Below are 18,922 nucleotides of genomic sequence, written 5' to 3'. Positions count from 1 at the left end.
AACCTGGGCCTGGCCCCTGCGACCGAGCGAAGCTATAAGCATTGACTTATATAAACAGCTGCTGCCATAGTCGCCGTATGCACGCCTTCGACGTCCTGGGAGATCCGGTCAGGCGCCGGATACTGGAGCTGCTCGCCTCCGGCGAACAGTCGTCCGGTGCGCTAGGTGCCGTGGTGCAGGAGGAGTTCGGCATATCGCAGCCGGCCGTGTCGCAGCACCTGCGCGTCCTGCGGGAGAACGGCTTCGCGTCCGTGCGGGCCGAGGGCACCCGGCGGCTGTACGCCGTCGAGGCGGCGCCGCTGCGGGAGGTCGACGCGTGGCTGGAGCGGTTCCGCGGGTTCTGGGAGCAGCGGCTCGACGCACTGGGCACGGAACTGGCCCGCGGCAGACGCGAGCGCAGAGCGACAGAGGGAAGTGATCCGGAATGAACGACATCGCCCACGAGATCAACCGGCTGCACCGGAAGACCGGCAGCCGGAAGGTGGAGGCCGGTGACGCCCGCACCATGCTGCTACGGCGCACCTACGACGCCGGGATCGCCGACGTGTGGGACGCCGTGACCTCACCCGAGCGCATCGCGCGGTGGTTCCTGCCCGTCAGCGGCGAGCTCGCGGTCGGCGGCCGGTACCAGCTCCAGGGCAACGCGGGCGGCGAGATCCTGGCGTGCGAGGCACCGGAGCTGCTTCGGGTGAGCTGGCTTTACGGGCCCGATCCGGACTTCAGCGAGGTCGAGGTGCGGCTCGCTCCGGACGGCAAGGAGCGCACCGTGCTCGAACTGGAGCATGTGGCGATGGTGCCGGAGGAGTTCTGGGAGCAGTACGGGCCCGGAGCGACTGGTGTCGGCTGGGACCTCGGCCTGCTGGCACTCGACGTTCACCTGAGCGGCGGGCAGATCCCGGCCGGGGCGTGGGAGACCTCCGACGAGGGCAAGCAGGCGGCGGCGCTGAGCGCACGCGCCTGGGGCGAGGCGTCCCGCGCGGCCGGTGAGCCGGCGGCCCTCGTCGCCGAGCAGACCGCTGCCACCACCGCGTTCTACACCGGGGAGAGCACGGCAGGGTGACAGCCCGCCGCGGACCGGGCGGCACACGCACCTGGAGCCGCCCCGCCAGTGGCGGGGGCGGCTCCAGGTGCGCGCCGGGCCTGCCTGCGACCCGAACCGGGCGCGACGGCCCGGCGGCAGGCGTCAGTCCGTGAGGTCGACCGCGCGGGCGGAGTGCGCGCCGATCTCCTCGGCGATCTCGGCCAGCACGGCGGGCGGGATGGTGTCGTCCACGGTGAGCGCGACCAGCGCCTCGCCGCCCTCCTCCGCGCGGGAGACCTGCATGCCCGCGATGTTGACGCCGGCCTCACCCAGGATGCGGCCGACGGTGCCGACCACGCCGGGGCGGTCGGCGTAGCGCAGGAACGCCATGTGGTCGGCGAGGCTCAGCTCCACGTCGTGCTCGCCGACGGCGACGATCTTCTGCAGGTGCTTGGGGCCGGCCAGGGTGCCGGACACCGAGACCTCCTCGCCACTGCTGAGCGTGCCGCGCACCGTCACCAGGTTGCGGTGGTCGGGCGAGTCGCTGGACGTGGTGAGCCGCACCTCGACCCCGCGCTCCTGCGCGAACAGCGGCGCGTTGACATAGGAGACCGTCTCGGCCACGACGTCCTCGAAGACGCCCTTGAGCGCCGACAGCTCCAGCACCTTGACGTCGTGCTGGGTGATCTCGCCGTACACCTCCACGTCGAGGCGGACGGCGACCTCGCCGGCCAGCGCGGTGAAGATGCGGCCCAGCCGCTCGGCGAGCGGCAGAGCCGGGCGCACGTCCTCGGCGATCACGCCGCCCTGGACGTTGACGGCGTCCGGGACCAGCTCGCCGGCGAGCGCCAGACGGACCGAGCGGGCCACCGACACACCGGCCTTCTCCTGCGCCTCACCGGTGGACGCGCCCAGGTGCGGGGTCGCCACGACCTGGTCGAACTCGAACAGCGGCGAGTCGGTGCAGGGCTCGGTGGAGTACACGTCGAGGCCGGCGCCGGCGACCCGGCCCTCCTTGAGCGCGGTGGCCAGCGCGGCCTCGTCCACGATGCCGCCGCGTGCGGCGTTGATGATCCGCACCGACGGCTTGACCTTGTGCAGCGCCTCGTCGCCGATGAGACCGAGCGTCTCTGGCGTCTTCGGCAGGTGCACGGTGATGAAGTCGGAGACCTCCAGCAGCTCGTCGAGGCTGAGGAGCTTGACGCCCATCTGCGCGGCACGGGCGGCCTGCACGTACGGGTCGAAGGCGACGACCTTCATTCCGAAGGCCGACATGCGCTGGGCCACCAGCACGCCGATCCGGCCGAGGCCGACCACGCCGAGCGTCTTCTCGGAGAGTTCGACGCCGGTGTACTTGCTGCGCTTCCACTCGCCCTGCTTGAGCGCGGTGTTGGCCTGCGGGATGTTGCGGGCGGTGGCGACGATCAGGCCGCAGGCCAGCTCGGCGGCGGTGACGATGTTGGAGGTCGGCGCGTTGACGACCATCACGCCGGCCTTGGTGGCGGCGGAGACGTCCACGTTGTCCAGGCCGACGCCGGCCCGGGCCACCACACGCAGGCGGCGGGCCGCGGCGATGGCCTCGGCGTCGACCTTGGTGGCGCTGCGGATCAGGATGGCGTCAACGTCGGCGATCGCGGCGAGCAGCTCGCTCCGGTCGGCTCCGTTGCACTGCCGGATCTCGAAGTCGGGGCCGAGTGCGTCGATCGTGGCCGGGGAGAGCTCCTCGGCAATGAGTACTACGGGCTTGCTCACTTCGGTCTCAGTCCTCACTGGTTCCGTTGCGGACGGCCGCGTCCCGACGGCCGAAGGCGGTGGAGGTTGGCAGCCGCGTGGAGACGCACGACGCTGTGAGCCTGTGGCGCGCTTGTGGACGGCAGTCTATCGGCGCGGTGCGGGCCACCGGCCACTTCCCGGCAAGGATCACTCGTGCGTGGAGCACCACGGGCGCAGGGGCGCGTCCGGGGGGGCACAGGACGGGCGGGGGTCCGCCCGTCCCGTGCCGTCTTCCGGAGGCACTGCCGGCCCTGCGACCGCGTCACGGACGGCGTGCGCCGTCCACGGGCCTGCCTGCTGCTCAGGCCTCGTCGTCGACCCAGCTCATGAGCTTGCGCAGCTCACGGCCGGTGCTCTCCAGGAGGCTGTCGCTGTCGGTCTTCTTGTACTCGTTGTACTTGGGCAGACCGGCGTTGTACTCGGCCATCCAGTTCCTGGCGAAGGTGCCGTCCTGGATCTCGGTGAGCACCTTCTTCATCTCGACCTTGGTCTGGTCGTTGATGATCCGCGGGCCGGTCACGTAGTCGCCCCACTCGGCGGTCTCGGAGACCGACCAGCGCATCTTGTCCAGGCCGCCCTCGTACATGAGGTCGACGATGAGCTTCAGCTCGTGCAGGCACTCGAAGTAGGCGATCTCCGGCTGGTAGCCGGCCTCGACCAGGGTCTCGAAACCGGCCTTGACCAGGGCGGAGGCTCCGCCGCAGAGCACGGCCTGCTCACCGAACAGGTCGGTCTCGGTCTCCTCGGTGAAGGTGGTCTTGATGACGCCGGCGCGGGTGCCGCCGATGCCCTTGGCGTAGGACAGGGCCAGTTCGAAGCCCTTGCCGGTGGCGTCCTGCTCGACGGCCGCGATGCACGGCACGCCGCGGCCCTCCTCGAACTGGCGGCGCACCAGGTGGCCGGGGCCCTTGGGGGCGACCATGCAGACGTCGACACCGGCCGGCGGCTGGATGAAGCCGAAGCGGATGTTGAAGCCGTGGCCGAAGAACAGCGCGTCGCCGTCCTTGAGGTGCTCCTTGACGGACTCCTCGTAGACCTTGGCCTGGATGGGGTCCGGGACCAGGACCATGATGACGTCGGCCTCGGCGGCGGCCTCGGCGGGCGTGACCACGCGCAGACCCTGCTCCTCGGCCTTGGCCTTGGACTTGGAGCCCTCGTGCAGGCCCACCCGGACGTCGACACCCGAGTCGCGCAGGGACAGCGCGTGGGCGTGGCCCTGGCTGCCGTAACCGAGGACCGCCACCTTGCGGCCCTGGATGATGGACAGGTCGGCGTCGGCGTCGTAGAACAGCTCGGCCACTTCGGATATCTCCTTGTTGCGGTGGGGCGGGTTTCGTCAGGGGCGGACCCGCTTGTGGGGTTCACCGTATGACGGTCGGCGGGGAGTCGCCGGGGAGGGAGCCTTGCGTCTCGCTATGCGGTCCGGTCGAGCGCGCGCAGTGACCGGTCGGTGATGGACCGCGCGCCGCGTCCGATGGCGATCGTGCCGGACTGCACGAGTTCCTTGATTCCGAAGGGCTCCAGCATCTTCAGCATCGCTTCGAGCTTGTCGCTGCTGCCGGTGGCCTCGATCGTGACGGCCTCGGGGGCGACGTCCACGGTCTTGGCGCGGAACAGCTGCACGATCTCGACGATCTTCGAACGGGACTCGTTGTCGGCGCGGACCTTCACCAGAACGAGTTCACGCTGGACGGCCGCGCCGCTCTCCAGCTCGACGATCTTGAGGACGTTGACGAGCTTGTTGAGCTGCTTGGTGACCTGCTCCAGCGGCAGGTCCTCGACGGTCACCACGATGGTGATGCGCGAGATGTCGGGATGCTCGGTGGTGCCGACCGCGAGCGAGTCGATGTTGAAGCCGCGGCGGGAGAACAGGGCGGTGATCCGGGCGAGGACGCCGGGCTTGTTCTCCACCAGGACGGAGAGCGTGTGCTTGGACATGGGATGGACTCTCTCGCTCTCTCAGTCGTCACTGTCGCCGAAGTCGGGACGGACGCCGCGCGCCGCCAGGACCTCGTCGTTGGAGGTGCCGGCCGCGACCATGGGCCAGACCATGGCGTCCTCGTGGACGATGAAGTCCACGACCACCGGGCGGTCGTTGATGGAGTTGGCCTTCTCGATCACCGCGTCCAGCTCCGAGGGGTCCTCGCAGCGGATGCCCACGCAGCCCATCGCCTCCGCCAGCTTGACGAAGTCCGGGACGCGGGTCCCGGCCGAGGGCTGCTTGCCGTCGGCGTCGGGGCCGCTGTGCAGCACGGTGTTGGAGTAGCGCTGGTTGTAGAACAGGGTCTGCCACTGGCGGACCATGCCCAGGGCGCCGTTGTTGATGATGGCGACCTTGATGGGGATGTTGTTGAGCGCGGCGGTGGCCAGCTCCTGGTTGGTCATCTGGAAGCAGCCGTCGCCGTCGATCGCCCAGACCGTGCGGTCCGGGACGCCGGCCTTGGCGCCGAGCGCGGCCGGCACTGCGTAGCCCATGGTGCCCAGGCCGCCGGAGTTGAGCCAGGTCGCGGGCCGCTCGTACTTGACGAAGTGGGCGGCCCACATCTGGTGCTGGCCGACGCCCGCCGCGAAGATCGTCCCCTCCGGGGCCAGTTGGCCGATGCGCTCGATGACCTGCTGCGGGGCGAGCGAGCCGTCCTCGGGCACGTCGTAACCCAGCGGGTAGGTGTCCCGCCAGCGGCTGAGCTGCTGCCACCACTCGGCGTAGCCGCCGCGGGCGGCCTCACCCTGCTGGCCGGCCTCCCAGTCGGCCTGGACGGCCACGACCAGGTCGGCGATGACCTCGCGGGCGTCGCCGACGATCGGCACGTCCGCGACGCGGTTCTTGCCGATCTCGGCCGGGTCGATGTCGGCGTGCACGACCTTCGCGAACGGCGCGAAGGAGTCCAGCCTGCCGGTGACCCGGTCGTCGAACCGGGCGCCGAGCGCGATGATCAGGTCCGACTTCTGCAGGGCGGTGACGGCGGCGACCGCACCGTGCATGCCGGGCATGCCGACGTGCAGCGGGTGGCTGTCGGGGAACGCGCCGAGCGCCATCAGGGTGGTGGTGACGGGCGCCTTGGTCAGCTCGGCGAGCACCTTCAGCTCGGCGGTGGCCTGCGCCTTCAGCACGCCGCCGCCGACGTAGAGCACCGGGCGGCGGGCCTCGCTGATCAGCTTGGCCGCCTCCTTGATCTGCTTGGCGTGCGGCTTGGTGACCGGGCGGTAGCCGGGCAGGTCGTGGGTGGGCGGCCACTGGAAGGTGGTCTGCGCCTGCAGGGCGTCCTTGGCGATGTCGACCAGGACCGGTCCCGGGCGGCCGGTGGAGGCGATGTGGAACGCCTCGGCGATGGTGCGCGGGATGTCCGCGGGGTCGGTGACCAGGAAGTTGTGCTTGGTGATCGGCATCGTGATGCCGCAGATGTCGGCTTCCTGGAAGGCGTCGGTGCCGATGGCCTTGGAGGCGACCTGGCCGGTGATCGCGACGAGCGGCACCGAGTCCATGTGCGCGTCGGCGATCGGGGTCACGAGGTTGGTCGCGCCCGGGCCCGAGGTGGCCATGCAGACGCCGACCCGGCCGGTGGCCTGCGCGTAGCCGGTGGCGGCGTGCCCGGCGCCCTGCTCGTGGCGGACCAGGACGTGCCGGACCCTGGACGAGTCCATCATCGGGTCGTACGCGGGCAGGATGGCGCCGCCCGGGATGCCGAACACGGTGTCGGCGCCGACCTCCTCAAGAGAACGGATGAGGGACTGCGCTCCCGTCACGTGCTCGACGGTGGCGGTCTGCTGCTGTCCGCCGTTTCGGGCCCGCGGCTGCGGACGGGGGGCCCCGGTGGCCTGCTCGGTCATCGGCTTTCTCTTCTCGGCTGAGGTGAGGGTGTTGTCACTCGGGTCGTGCCGGGCGCGCATCGCATGGTGCTGTACGTCTTCTCGATGGTCGCTCGGTCGACGGTGGACGGGACTCGCGGGGGACTCGGTGCGAGCTGTTCTGCGGCGTTCGGGCGGGTTGGGCGGTTTGATCGGTGGCGCTGGTGCAACAAAAAACCCCTCGTGCCGTGAGGCAGGCGAGGGGAGCGCGTCGCTGTGGTGACGGAAGGTCGGTGCCTTCCGGGTCAGCGGACGCGCTGTCCAAGTACGAGAATTCGGGTGCGCATGGCACTGACCTTCCTCCCGTCGCCTGCGGAGTGTCAAGTGGGTGGGACGGACGTCTCACTATGTGACCGCAACGGAGGATGGGTGACCGGGTCAGGACCGGCCGTGCCACCCCTTCTGACCGGTAGTGATCCGGCCACCACGACCGAGCGCCCGGAGCGCGGCGAGGGGGCGGCGGCGTCGGGCAGCGGGTAGCCGCCGCCGGCCAGCGCACGCCGCAGCCGGTGCTCGTCCAGCGGGCCGGCGAAGGCCATGCCCTGGCCGTGGGTGCAGCCCAGCGCACGCAGCACGCCGACCTGTTCGGGGCGGTCCACGCCGTCGGCCACCGAGTCCATGCCGAGGTCCGCCGCGATGCGCAGCAACCCTGTGGTGATCTTCCGCAGCCGGGGCGACTCCACCAGCCCCTCCACCAGGGCCCGGTCCAGGCGCAGCACGTCCACCGGGAGCCTGCGCAGCGCCGCCACGGCCCCGTAGCCGCTGCCGAAGCCGTCGAGCGCCACCTGGGCGCCGAGCCGCCGCAGTGCCGTCAGACGGCTCTCCAGCTCGTCCAGCGGGACCGTGGGGTCGTGGTCGCAGACCTCCACCACCAGGCCGCCCGCGGGCAGCCCGTGACGGGTCAGCAGTGCCTCGACGCTGCCCCTGGCCATCGAGCGGTCGATGACGCGCCGGGCCGACATCCGGACGAACACCGGTGCCGCCAGGCCTGCCCGGTGCCGCTCCGCGGCCTGCGCGACGGCCTCCTCCAGCAGCCAGCGGCCCACCTCGGGTCCGCGCCCGGCCACTCCGCGCCCGGCGGGGGCGTCGCCGTGCAGGAACTCGGCGGGCGTGAACAGCATGCCCTGGGCGGAACGCCAGCGGGCCTGGGCGGCGACCGCGGTGACCTGCCCGCCCGCCAGCTCCACGACGGGCTGGTGCAGCAGCGCGAACTCGCCGTCCTTGAGGGCGCTGTGCAGCCGGGTGACCAGTTCCGAGCGGCGTACCATCTCGGCCTGGAGCTGCGGCGCGTACAGCTCGACGCGGCCCTTGCCCGCCTGCTTGGCGCGGTACATGGCGAGGTCGGCGTTGCGCATCAGGGCGGCCGGCGAGATACCGGGTTCGGCGAAGGCGACGCCGATGGAGGCGGCCACCCGCACCTCGGATCGCCCCTCCAGGCGGTAGGGCTCGGAGAGCCGCTGCCGCAGCCGGTCGGCGATCTCCAGGACGCGCACCTCGCGGTCGGCCCGGTCGCCGGTGCCGTCGCCGAGGATGAGCGCGGCGAACTCGTCGCCGCCGAGGCGGGCGGCGGTGTCGCCGGCCCGCACCGAGTCCAGCAGCCGGCGCCCGGCGTGCACGAGCAGCTCGTCGCCGGCCTGGTGGCCGATGGTGTCGTTGACGGCCTTGAAGCCGTCGAGGTCGATGAAGAGCACCGCCGCGTCCCGGTGCGGCCCGTCGCTGCCGCGGCGGCCGGAGAGGGACTGGCGCACGCGTTCGGTGAACAGGGCCCGGTTGGGCAGGTCGGTGAGCGAGTCGTGGGAGGCGTTGTGCTGGAGCTGCGCCTGGAGCCGCACCCGCTCGGTGACGTCGCGGCTGTTGAAGATCAGCCCGCCCTGGTAGCGGCTGACGGTGGACTCGATGTTCAGCCACTTGCCGTCGCCGTGCCGGAAGCGGCACTCGATGCGGGTGGACACGTCCTGGTCGGGCGGAGTGGCGAGAAAGCGCCGGACCTCGTGCAGGAACCGGCCGCGGTCGTCGGGATGGATCATCGACGGCAGTTCCGACCCGACCAGTTCCTCCGCCGCCCGCCCGTACACGCCGACCGCCGCGGGGCTGACGTAGCGCAGGGTGCCGCTGGAGGCGGCGATCATGATGACGTCACTCGATCCCTGCACCAGCGACCTGAAGTGGTTCTCCTTGTGGGCCAGTTCGCGGGTCAGCCGGAGGTTGTCCAGCAGCATGATGCCCTGCCGCACCACCAGCGCGAGCACCACGGTGCCGGAGGTGACGAGCACGACCCGCCCCGCCTCGCGGCCGTCGGCGACGTTGTAGAGCACGCCGAGCGTGCACACCGCGGCGGCCAGGTACGGCGTGAGGGCGGCGAGCGAGCCGACCAGCGGCCGGCTGGCCTCGGCGGCCTCCTGCTCGGACTCGCTCCTCTCCGACGCCGCCGGGCGGCTGCTGGGCACCCAGGGGGCGTAGGCGAGCAGCAGTGAGCCGGCGAACCATCCGGCGTCGAGCAGCTGGCCGGACCGGTACTGCGACTGCAGCAGCGGCGAGGTGAAGAGCGCGTCGCACAGCACGGTGAGGGCCAGCGCGCCGACCGCGGTGTTGATCGCGGAGCGGTGCACCGAGGTGCGCCGGAAGTGCAGCGCGAGGACCATGCTGACCAGCACGATGTCCAGCAGCGGATAGGCCAGTTGCAGCGCGGCGAACGGTACGGAGGCGTCCCGCCAGGCGCCGGTGTGGGCGAGGGCCAGGCTCCAGGAGAGGGTGAGCAGCGAGCCGCCGATGAGCCAGGCGTCGAGGGCGAGGCAGATCCAGCCGTTGCGGGAGTGCGGGCGCTTGGCGAGCACGAGCAGGCCGATGATGGCCGGCGGGGCGAAGAGCAGGAAGCAGAAGTCGGCCAGGGAGACGGGGGGCACCGGGCGGTCCAGCACGACCTCGTACCAGCCCCAGACGCCGTTGCCCAGGGCTGCCATGGTGGAGGAGATGCCGAACAGCACCCAGGCGGGCCGGAAGCGGCTCGGGTGCCTGCGCGCGTACCAGAAGCAGGACCCGGCGGCGAGCAGGGCGGCGAGGCTGAGGCCGAAGTCGCCCATGATCAGGGCGAGCCGGGTCGACCCCCAGCCGAGCAGGGCGCCGGTGGCGTACCCGAGGCAGGCCAGCACCAGGAGGGCCTGCGGCACCGGGATGCCGCGGCGGGCGGTCTCGGGCCGCGCGGTGCCCGCGAACGCGGCTGGGTGGGTGCTCATCGCATCGCCCCCGGGCTGGGGGGCCGGCTCCGGTGGCCGTCCCTCATCCGGCAGTTCGTCCATTGGCCACGCATTCGCCCGTCGCCCCCCTGGGTGTCCTGGTATCTCCCCCGTCCGGACGATACACCAGTTCCGTCACACAGGGACATAGTACGTCTACACAGCGTGACGACCTGCGGGTTTGTGTCAACTCACCGCAGTCGAACGCCTGCACAGCGTTGCACCGGAGGTGCGGAACCGGCGCGCGGGCGTGGTCACGGCGCCTCCGCGACCACGTGGTGCACCGGCTCACCGGCGGCGAAACGCTCCAGCTGGGCCGCGAGCAGCCGCCCTGCCCGCGGCAGGAACGCCGAGCTGGCGCCGCCCACGTGCGGGGTGATGAGCACGTTCGGCGCCTTCCACAACGGGTCGTCCTCGGGCAGCGGTTCGGGGTCGGTGACGTCCAGGGCGGCGCGCAGCCGGCCAGCCTCCAGCTCGGCGAGCAGCGCGGCGGCGTCCACCACCCGGCCCCGGGCGACGTTGACGAGCAACGCGCCGTCCTTCATACGGGCCAGGAAGTCCGCACCGACGAGCCCCGAGGTGTCGTCCGTGAGCGGCACGGCGAGCACCACCACGTCGGCCAGGGGCAGCAGCGAGGGCAGTTCGGACAGCGCGTGCACCGGCCCGCGCGCGGTGTCCCGCGCGGTGCGCGCTACCCGGTCGACCCGGCCCACCTCGAACGGCACGAGACGGTCCTCGACGGCGGCACCGACGCCGCCGTAGCCGACTATCAGCACCGACTTGTCGGCGAGCGCCGGGTGGACGGCCTGCCGCCAGCGCCGCGCGGCCTGGTCGTGGACGAAGGCGGGGACGTTGCGCAGCGAGGCGAGGATCAGGGTGAGCGCCAGTTCGGCGGTGCTCGCGTCGTGCACACCCCGGGCGTTGCAGAGCACCGCACCGGACGGCAGCGACGGCACGGCCGGGGCGACGTGCTCGACGCCCGCGGTCAGCGTCTGCACCACGCGGACGGACGTCATCGCCGGCAGCGGCCGGACCGCCACCTCCGCGGGCTTCATGTAGGGCACCACGTAGAAGGCGCAGTCGGCCGGGTCGGCCGGGAACCCCTCCTCCCCGTCCCAGTGGTGGTAGGTGAAGGCCGCCGGCAGGTCGCCGAGGTCCTCCAGCGGGACCGGGAGCCACACGTGCGGAGTTGTCATGTGCCACAGGCTAGGCGAAACGGCCGCCGGGGACCGGTTAGTTTGGGGGTCGTCCCCGGCAGGGTGAGGAGGGAGCACGTCCAGGTGGAGCGCAGGACACTCGGCGCGGCAGCGCTCGAGGTGGGGGCGGTCGGGCTCGGCTGCATGCCGATGAGCTGGGCCTACACGACGTCCCAGCAGGTGGGCGAGGACTCCTTGCGAACCCTGCACCGCGCACTCGACCAGGGCGTGACGCTGCTGGACACCGCAGACATGTACGGGCCCTTCACCAACGAGCTGCTGGTCGGCCGGGTGCTGAAGGAGCGCCGCGACGAGGTGTTCCTCTCCACGAAGGTGGGGTTGCTGGTGGGCGACCAGCACCTGGTGGCGAACGGCCGTCCCGGCTACGTGCGGCGGGCCTGCGACTCGTCGCTGCGGCGGCTGCAGACGGACGTGATCGACCTGTACCAGCTGCACCGGCCCGATCCGGAGGTCCCGCTGGAGGAGACCTGGGGCGCCATGGCCGAGCTGGTCACAGCCGGCAAGGTGCGGGCGCTGGGACTGTGCGCGGTCGGCGCCCGCGTACATCGCCGCGCTCCCAGGACGCAGGGCGCACAGCGGGCTCCGCTCCACGGTGAGACGCTGCGGCAGCTCGGCCGGCTCCAGCAGGTCTTCCCGGTCAGCGCGGTGCAGGCGGAGCTGTCGGTGTGGTCGCCGGAGGCGCTCACCGCGCTGCTGCCCTGGTGCGAGGCGCGCGGAGTGGGACTGCTCGCGGCGATGCCTCTGGGGAACGGTTTCCTCAGCGGCACGCTGACCCCCGGCAGCGGGTTCGAGCCGGACGACGTGCGCGCCCGGCACCCCCGGTTCACGGCCGAGATGATGGCCGCGAACCAGCCGCTGGTGGTCGGCCTGCGGCGGGTGGCCCGGCGGCACGGCGACGCCACACCCGCCCAGGTGGCGCTGGCCTGGCTGCTGGCGCAGGGCAGCCACGTGGTGCCGGTGCCGGGCACCAAGAAGCCCCGCTGGGCGGAGGAGAACGCCCGGGCCGCAGGGCTGCGCCTGACCGAGGAGGACCTGGCGGAGCTGCGCCGCCTCCCGCCGGCCCTCGGTTCCTGGGACTGATCCCCGCGCGGCCCGAGGGGCGCCCGGCGCGAGGTGTGCGCCGGGGTGGGACGGGAACCCGTGCACCCGCCCGGGACGTTGATCCAGGTGGGCGCCCGCGCCCGGCGGCGAGGGCCGCCCCCGGGGGCGCTTCCGGCGACGAGAGGACCGAGACACGTGCGACGCTCAGCCCGACCGGCCGCGCTGGCAGCCGCCCTGGCGACTGCCCTGCTGCTCACGACGGCCTGCTCCGGCGGGCCCGCCGCGGGGAACGGCGACGGCAACTCCTCGCCGGCCCCGGACACCCCCTCGGCCTCCTCCCCGGCCGCGTCCGAGCAGCCGGGGGACGAACCGGCCGGCCGCTCCTCGCCCGCCCCGGCCGAGGGCTCGGTGGAGGTCACCACCACCCTCGCCGAGGACCTCGACTCGCCGTGGGGCCTGGCGGTGCTCCCGGAGGGCGACCTGCTGGTCTCCTCCCGCGACACCGGCCGGATCCACCGCATCTCCGGCGAGGACGGCTCGAAGACGGAACTGGGCCGGGTCGGCGGCGTCCAGCCCGGCGGCGAGGGCGGGCTGATGGGCATCGCCACCAACGGCGACGGGCACGTCTACGCGTACTTCACCAGCGCCTCCGACAACCGCATCGTGCGCATGCTCTACAACGAGCGCCGCGAGGAGGGCCGCCAGCTCGGCGAGCCGGACGTGGTCTTCAAGGGCCTGCCGAAGGCCAACATCCACAACGGCGGCCGGATCGTGTTCGGCCCCGACAAGATGCTCTACGTCGGCACCGGCGACGCCGCCCAGACCCGCCTCGCCCAGGACGGCGACTCCCCCGCGGGCAAGATCCTTCGGATGAACCCCGACGGCACCCCGCCGGAGGAGGGCAATCCGGAGCCGGACTCGGTGGTCTTCTCCTCCGGGCACCGCAACGTGCAGGGCCTGGCCTTCGACGCCGACGACCGGCTGTGGGCGTCGGAGTTCGGCCAGAACACCTGGGACGAGCTCAACCTGATCGAGGCGGGCGGCAACTACGGCTGGCCCGAGGTCGAGGGCAAGGCGGGCAGGGACGGCTTCATCGACCCCGTCGAGCAGTGGCGTCCCGCCGACGCCTCACCGAGCGGTCTGGCCTGGGCGGAGGGCTCGCTGTGGATGGCCGGGCTGCGCGGCGAGCGGCTGTGGCGCGTGCCGCTGGACGGCGAGCAGCCGGTGGCCGACCCGCAGGCGTTCCTGGAGGGCGAGTACGGGCGGCTGCGCACCGTGCTGCCCGACGGCGAGGGCGGCCTGTGGCTGGTCACCAGCAACACCGACGGCCGCGGCGACCCGAGCGGCAGCGACGACCGTATCCTGAGACTGAAGGTGCGGTGACCGTCCAGTCCGCCCGCGCGGCGGGGTGAGGAGGCCGGCATGCCGGAGATGTTCGGTGGCGTGGAGGAAGTCTTCGCGCCCGGGATCAAGCACGCCGAGGACGAACGCCGGCGACTGGAGCACACCCGCGTCCAGGAGGACGACCACGGCTCCGGCAGCGGCCCCGTCGACCTGGACTCGGGGCACGTCGTCATCGTGCCGGGACTGCCTCCGGCCGTACTGCCGCCCCGCCCTCGGGTGGAGGAGTCGGAGACGGAGCAGGGAGAAGTCTGAGGCGGTGCGCGAGCGCGGCGGCCTCGCCGCGTCCGGCAACGCCCAGCTTCGCCAGGATCCGCGACACGTGCACACTCACCGTCTTCGGTGAGATGAACAACTGGCCGGCGATCTGCGGGTTGCTGCGGCCGGCGGCGAGCAGGCACAGCACCTCGCGTTCGCGCCGGGTGAGCCCGAAGCCCTGAGCCGGATCTGCCCGGCGCGGCGGTCCGGTCCGTTCGGTGGGCCGCTCGGTCAGCGGCACGCCCGCGCGGGCCGCGAGCCGGGCCGCGGCCTCGCTCAGCGGCACCGCCGCCAGCCGTTCCCCCTCGGCGTGGGCCGCCCGCACATCGTCCGCGGCCTGCTCCCGGCCGGTCCGCCCGCCGCCGAGCAGCAGGGCCTCGGCCCGCCGCAGCCGGGCCTGCGCCACCTCGTAGGGGCGTTCCGCCCGCTCCAACGCGTCCACCGCCTCCGACCACCGGTCGGCGTCCGCGCCGCCGTGCGCCCGGTGCAGCTCGGCGTCGAACAGCAGGCCGTGGGCCGCCCACACCGGCACCAGGCGCGGCAGCCGCCGGGCGGCGGTGCGCAGCAGTTCCAGCGCCTCCGCCCGGCCCGGCTCCGCGGCGGGCAGGCCGCGCACCTCCGACTCGGCCGCGACCGCCGCGAGCAGCAGCGGCCAGGCGTAGCGCGCGGTCCCCATGGGGAAGCCGGCCTCCACGGCCTGGGCGAGCAGGTGCCGGGTCTGCTCGGTGCGTCCTCGGGCCGCTTCGATCTCCAGCTCCAGACAGGTCAACGGGATGACGTACTGCGGCTGCGGGTCATGGGTGCCGAACTGCCGCCGCGCCTCGGCCAGTTCCTGCGCCGCTTGGCCCGGGTGCCCGCGCAGCAGCGCCAGCCGGCCGCTGCGCAACGCCGCCGAGGCGAGTGGCTTCACGCCGCGTGCCAGCTGCCGCGTCGCGAGCACCGCCTGCTCGGCCTCCGGCCAGCGGCCCAGCGCGAGCAGCGTGTGCGCCCGGTTGCCGTGCAGCCACGCCTTGACGTCCCGCAGCCCGTACCGGTCGGCCACGGCCAGGCCCTCGTCGGCCACGGCCAGCGCCTCCGCGTACCGGCCGACGCTCTCCAGCGCCGAGGAGAGGTTGACGTGTGCCCGGCCCAGTACGGAGACCTGGCCGGTGTCGGCGACCTGTTGCGCGGCGGCGGCCATCTCGGCCAGTCCGGCCTCGATGTCCCCGGCGTCGACCATGCGCCCGCCCAACGTGATGCGGGCGTGCAGTTCGATGCTGCCCGCCCCGGTCAACCCGGCCAGCTCCACGGCGCGCTGCGCGGTGGAGAGGTTGTCGGGCCGCGGGTCGTGGTTGGCCTCCCAGGCGGCGACGTGCGCCATCACCTCGGCGTGCACGGGTGACGGCGGCAGTCCGCGGACCAGTTCCTGTGCCCGGCTCAGTTCCGCCCAGCCGTCGCCGGTGCCGGTGCCCTCCATCAGCTTGCAGCGCTGCACCCAGAACCAGGCGGCCCGCAGCGGGTCCTCGCCGCCGAGCAGCCGCAGCGCCCGCTTGATGCTGACCAGGGCCCGCTTGCGCTCCCCCGCCAGCAGCGCGGCCTGCACCGTCTCGGCGAGCAGGTCGAGGTAGCGCAGCGCCTCACCGCCGCCGTCCCCGCCCGGCTTGCAGCCGCACGCCGGGTAGACCTCGGCCTGGTCGAAGGGGCGCAGCCCCAGCCGGGTCTCCGATGTGGCGTCCTCCCACAGCTCCAGCGCCCGGTCCAGGAGGCGGAGCTGCTCGGCGTAGGCGTAGCGGCGCCGCGCTTCGACGGCCGCGTCAAGTGCGGCGGGCAGCGCCTTGGCGGTGTGGTGGGCGAGCAGCCAGTAACTGGCCAGCCGGGCCGCCCGCTGGTCGGCCCGCACCAGCGCGGGCTCGGCCTCCAGCGCCTGCGCGTAGCGGCGGTTGATGCCGCTGCGCTCGCCCGGCAGCAGGTCGTCGGAGACGGCCTCGCGGACGAGGGCGTGCCGGAAGCGGTAGCCGCCCTCGGTGCCGACGTCGTCGGTGGGTGCGAGCACGTGCGCGCCGACGGCCGTGCGCAGCGCGGTGAGCAGGGCGTCGCCGTCCATGTCGGCGACGGCGGCCAGCAGCGGGAACTCGACGGCCGAGCCGCCCTCGGCGGCGAGCCGCACCACGTGCTGGGCGTCCTCCGGAAGGGCCTCCACCCGGACCAGCAGCAGGTCCCGCAGCGAGTCGCTCAGGTCCCCCGCTGAGTTGGCTGAGTTGGCTGAGTTGGCTGGGTTGGCTGGGTTGGCTGGGTTGGACGGGTTGGACGGGTTGGACGGGTTGGACGGGTTGGCTGTCAGTTCCTCGACGAAGAACGGGTTGCCCTCGGAGCGGCTGAACACCTCGTCGACCAGGACACGCGCCGGCACACCGCCGCCCTGGATGCCGGCGATCTGGTCGCTGACCTCGGCACGGCTGAGCCGGGGCAGTTCCACGCGCCGGATGGTGCGCAGCCGGTCCAGCTCCGCGAGGAACGGGCGCAGCGGGTGGCGGCGGTGGATGTCGTCGGAGCGGTAGGTCGCCAGCAGCACGAGCCGGGCCCGGTGCACCGAGCGCAGCAGGTAGGCGAACAGTTCCCGGGTGGAGCGGTCCGCCCAGTGCAGGTCCTCGACGGCGACGACCAGCGTGGTGTCCTGGGACAGCGACTCCAGCAGGCGGGCGGTGAGTTCGAACAGCCGGGCCCGGCCGTCCTCGTCGTGGAACTCGGCCGTCACCTCGCCCAGTTCGGGCAGCAGACGGGCCAACTCGCCCTCCTGCCCGGCGATCGCCGCGGTGAGATTGTCGCCGAGCCGCCGGTGCAGGGCCCGCAGGATGGTGGAGATCGGTGCGAACGGCAGTCCCTCCGCACCGATCTCGATACAGCCGCCGACGGCCGCCACCGCGCCCGCCTCGCCGGCGGCGGTCAGGAACTCGTCCAGCAGGCGGGTCTTGCCGACGCCCGCCTCCCCGCTGACGACGACGGCCTGCGGCTCGCCGGTGCCGGCGCGGCGCAGCGCCTCGCCGAGTGCGGTGATCTCGGCTGACCGGCCGACGAAGACGGGGCTCACGGAGGGTAGAGGCACGTCACCGAGCATCGCACGCGGTCCGGGCCCGGCGGCACCGGTTTTCGCCTCCGGCACAGCTCAGGCGGCCTTCGTCCAGGGTCCGCGGGCCGGACGGCGCGGTTCCGCCGAGGGCGGCTGCTCGTCCTCCCCTGCCCGCTGCCTCCGCTCCGCCCGCTGCGCCCGGGCAGCCCGGCGGTCCTGCTCGGCCTCGCGCAGCAGGTCCTCGGTCCTGGCCCGTACTCCCCACATGTGGTGGTCCACGGTCTTCCTCCCCATCTCGCCGGGCCGACCCGCACCCGGGGGTGCGGTCCGGTCCGTTCGTCCCAACGGTTGAAGACTGCTCGCTGAGGCGGGCGGACCGCATCGGGCAACTGCCCCCACTCCGTGCGGCCCGCGCCTTACCCGGGTCGGCCATGCCTTACCCGACGCCTCAGGGGGCGCCGTTCGGGCCTCAGCCGGGCGCGGCGGCTCAGCCCGGCAGGCGGCGTGCTCAGCCCGGCGGGCGCGGGCCTCAGTCCGGCGAAACGGACGCGGGGAGGGTCAGCCCTCGGCGCCGAGCTTCTCCAGGATCAGCTCGCGCACCCGGGCGGCGTCGGCCTGCCCGCGGGTGGCCTTCATCACCGCGCCGACCAGCGCGCCGGCCGCGGCGACCTTGCCGGACCGGATCTTGTCGGCGATGGCCGGGTTGCCGGCGATGGCCTCGTCCACGGCCGCGCCCAGCGCGCCGTCGTCGGAGACCACCTTCAGGCCGCGCTTGTCGACGACCTCGTCCGGCGTGCCCTCACCGGCGAGCACGCCCTCGATGGTCTGCCGGGCCAGCTTGTCGTTGAGCGAGCCCTCGGCGACCAGCACGCACACCCGGGCGACCTGCTCGGGCGTGATGGGCAGCGCGGCGATGTCACGGCCCGACTCGTTGGCGTTGCGGGCGAGTTCGCCCATCCACCACTTGCGGGCCTGGTCGGCGGGCGCGCCGGCCTCGATGGTGGCCACGATCGGGTCGATCGCGCCGGCGTTGAGCACCGACTGCATCTCGTGCTCGGAGACGCCCCACTCCTCGCGGAGCCGGTTGCGGCGCACCCGCGGCAACTCAGGGAGCGTGCCGCGCAGTTCCTCGACCCACTCGCGGCTGGGCGCGACCGGCACCAGGTCCGGCTCGGGGAAGTAGCGGTAGTCCTCCGCCTCCTCCTTGACCCGCCCCGAGGTGGTGCTGCCGTCCTCCTCGTGGAAGTGCCGGGTCTCCTGCACGATGGTGCCGCCGCCGTTGAGCACCGCGGCGTGCCGCTGGACCTCGAAGCGGGCGGCCCGCTCGACGCTGCGCAGCGAGTTGACGTTCTTCGTCTCACTGCGGGTGCCGAACTTCTCCCGGCCGTGCGGGCGCAGCGACAGGTTGACGTCGCAGCGCATCTGGCCCATCTCCATGCGGGCCTCGGAGACGCCGAGCGCCCGGATGAGTTCGCGCAGTTCGGCCACGTAGGCCTTGGCGACCTCGGGGGCGCGCTCGCCGGCTCCGGTGATCGGCTTGGTGACGATCTCGATCAGCGGGATGCCGGCCCGGTTGTAGTCCAGCAGCGAGTGCGAGGCGCCGTGGATGCGGCCGGTGGCGCCGCCGACGTGGAGGGACTTGCCGGTGTCCTCCTCCATGTGGGCGCGCTCGATCTCGACGCGGAAGACCTCGCCGTCCTCCAGCTGCACGTCGAGGTAGCCGTTGAAGGCGATCGGCTCGTCGTACTGGGAGGTCTGGAAGTTCTTCGGCATGTCCGGGTAGAAGTAGTTCTTCCGGGCGAACCGGCACCACTCGGCGATCTCGCAGTGCAGGGCGAGGCCGATCCGGATCGCCGACTCGACGCCGATCGCGTTGACGACGGGCAGCGAGCCGGGCAGGCCCAGGCAGGTGGGGCAGGTCTGCGAGTTGGGCTCCGCGCCCAGGGTGGTGGAGCACCCGCAGAACATCTTGGTCTTGGTCCCGAGCTCGACATGGACTTCCAGGCCCATGACGGGGTCGTAGGACGCGAGCGCGTCCTCGTACGGCACCAGGTCAATGACAGTCACGGAAAAGCGCCTTTCGAAG

General features: G+C 72.7%; 14 protein-coding genes. 5 read left to right on the top strand and 9 right to left on the bottom strand.

Annotated features, from left to right (window positions below; all coding sequences use genetic code 11):
* The first annotated feature begins 77 nt into the window (after positions 1-77).
* Both QNO07_RS22150 and QNO07_RS22145 read left to right on the top strand, forming a co-directional pair.
* Entirely contained in the window at positions 78-428 is a 351-nt protein-coding gene (locus QNO07_RS22150) for an ArsR/SmtB family transcription factor (RefSeq protein ID WP_283994009.1), read from the top strand.
* Entirely contained in the window at positions 425-1,060 is a 636-nt protein-coding gene (locus QNO07_RS22145; RefSeq protein WP_283994008.1) for an SRPBCC family protein, read from the top strand. Before QNO07_RS22150 ends, QNO07_RS22145 begins: the two co-directional genes overlap by 4 nt.
* 123 nt (positions 1,061-1,183) lie before the next feature.
* Here QNO07_RS22145 and serA read toward each other — a convergent pair whose 3' ends face one another.
* From serA to QNO07_RS22115, 6 genes are all read right to left on the bottom strand, one after another.
* Entirely contained in the window at positions 1,184-2,773 is a 1,590-nt protein-coding gene (serA, locus tag QNO07_RS22140; RefSeq protein ID WP_283994007.1) for a phosphoglycerate dehydrogenase, read from the bottom strand.
* Positions 2,774-3,095: 322 nt separating this feature from the next.
* Positions 3,096-4,094 (bottom strand): ketol-acid reductoisomerase, encoded by a 999-nt coding sequence (gene ilvC, locus QNO07_RS22135; protein WP_283994006.1) that lies wholly within the window; start codon positions 4,092-4,094, stop codon positions 3,096-3,098.
* 113 nt (positions 4,095-4,207) lie between these two features.
* Positions 4,208-4,732, bottom strand: coding sequence for an acetolactate synthase small subunit (gene ilvN, locus QNO07_RS22130; protein ID WP_283994005.1), 525 nt, complete (start codon positions 4,730-4,732; stop codon positions 4,208-4,210).
* Between the two features lie 21 nt (positions 4,733-4,753).
* Complete coding sequence (locus tag QNO07_RS22125; RefSeq protein ID WP_283994004.1) at positions 4,754-6,622, bottom strand: acetolactate synthase large subunit; 1,869 nt, start codon at positions 6,620-6,622, stop codon at positions 4,754-4,756.
* 338 nt (positions 6,623-6,960) lie between these two features.
* Positions 6,961-9,873 carry a putative bifunctional diguanylate cyclase/phosphodiesterase gene (locus tag QNO07_RS22120; protein ID WP_283994003.1) on the bottom strand — a complete coding sequence of 971 codons (2,913 nt, stop codon included), beginning with the start codon at positions 9,871-9,873 and terminating at the stop codon, positions 6,961-6,963.
* A gap of 254 nt (positions 9,874-10,127) precedes the next feature.
* On the bottom strand, positions 10,128-11,069 hold the full coding sequence (locus tag QNO07_RS22115) for a 2-hydroxyacid dehydrogenase (protein ID WP_283994002.1): 942 nt from the start codon (positions 11,067-11,069) through the stop codon (positions 10,128-10,130).
* Between the two features lie 84 nt (positions 11,070-11,153).
* On the opposite strand from QNO07_RS22115, the gene QNO07_RS22110 reads away from it, so the two are divergent.
* The 3 genes from QNO07_RS22110 (at position 11,154) to QNO07_RS22100 (ending at position 13,787) form a co-directional block, all read left to right on the top strand.
* Positions 11,154-12,170 carry an aldo/keto reductase gene (locus tag QNO07_RS22110; protein WP_283994001.1) on the top strand — a complete coding sequence of 339 codons (1,017 nt, stop codon included), beginning with the start codon at positions 11,154-11,156 and terminating at the stop codon, positions 12,168-12,170.
* 156 nt (positions 12,171-12,326) lie between these two features.
* A complete protein-coding gene (locus tag QNO07_RS22105; RefSeq protein ID WP_283994000.1) occupies positions 12,327-13,514 on the top strand; it encodes a PQQ-dependent sugar dehydrogenase in 1,188 nt (395 codons plus the stop codon).
* A gap of 39 nt (positions 13,515-13,553) precedes the next feature.
* Positions 13,554-13,787 carry a DUF6191 domain-containing protein gene (locus QNO07_RS22100; RefSeq protein WP_283993999.1) on the top strand — a complete coding sequence of 78 codons (234 nt, stop codon included), beginning with the start codon at positions 13,554-13,556 and terminating at the stop codon, positions 13,785-13,787.
* Here the strand turns inward: QNO07_RS22100 and QNO07_RS22095 are convergent.
* From QNO07_RS22095 to gatB, 3 genes are all read right to left on the bottom strand, one after another.
* Complete coding sequence (locus tag QNO07_RS22095; protein ID WP_283993996.1) at positions 13,705-16,884, bottom strand: LuxR family transcriptional regulator; 3,180 nt, start codon at positions 16,882-16,884, stop codon at positions 13,705-13,707. The genes QNO07_RS22100 and QNO07_RS22095 overlap by 83 nt on opposite strands.
* Positions 16,885-16,932: 48 nt before the next feature.
* A complete protein-coding gene (locus QNO07_RS22090) occupies positions 16,933-17,115 on the bottom strand; it encodes a hypothetical protein (protein ID WP_283993994.1) in 183 nt (60 codons plus the stop codon).
* Between the two features lie 279 nt (positions 17,116-17,394).
* Positions 17,395-18,903: an Asp-tRNA(Asn)/Glu-tRNA(Gln) amidotransferase subunit GatB gene (gene gatB, locus QNO07_RS22085; RefSeq protein WP_283993993.1), complete on the bottom strand. Its 1,509-nt coding sequence runs from the start codon at positions 18,901-18,903 to the stop codon at positions 17,395-17,397.
* Between the last annotated feature and the right edge of the window lie 19 nt (positions 18,904-18,922).

The sequence above is a fragment of the Streptomyces sp. 549 genome, assembly GCF_030124175.1.
GTDB lineage: Bacteria > Actinomycetota > Actinomycetes > Streptomycetales > Streptomycetaceae > Streptomyces.
The sequence above is the reverse complement of the archived record's forward strand: the minus strand, read 5'-3'. Positions and strand labels throughout refer to the sequence as shown.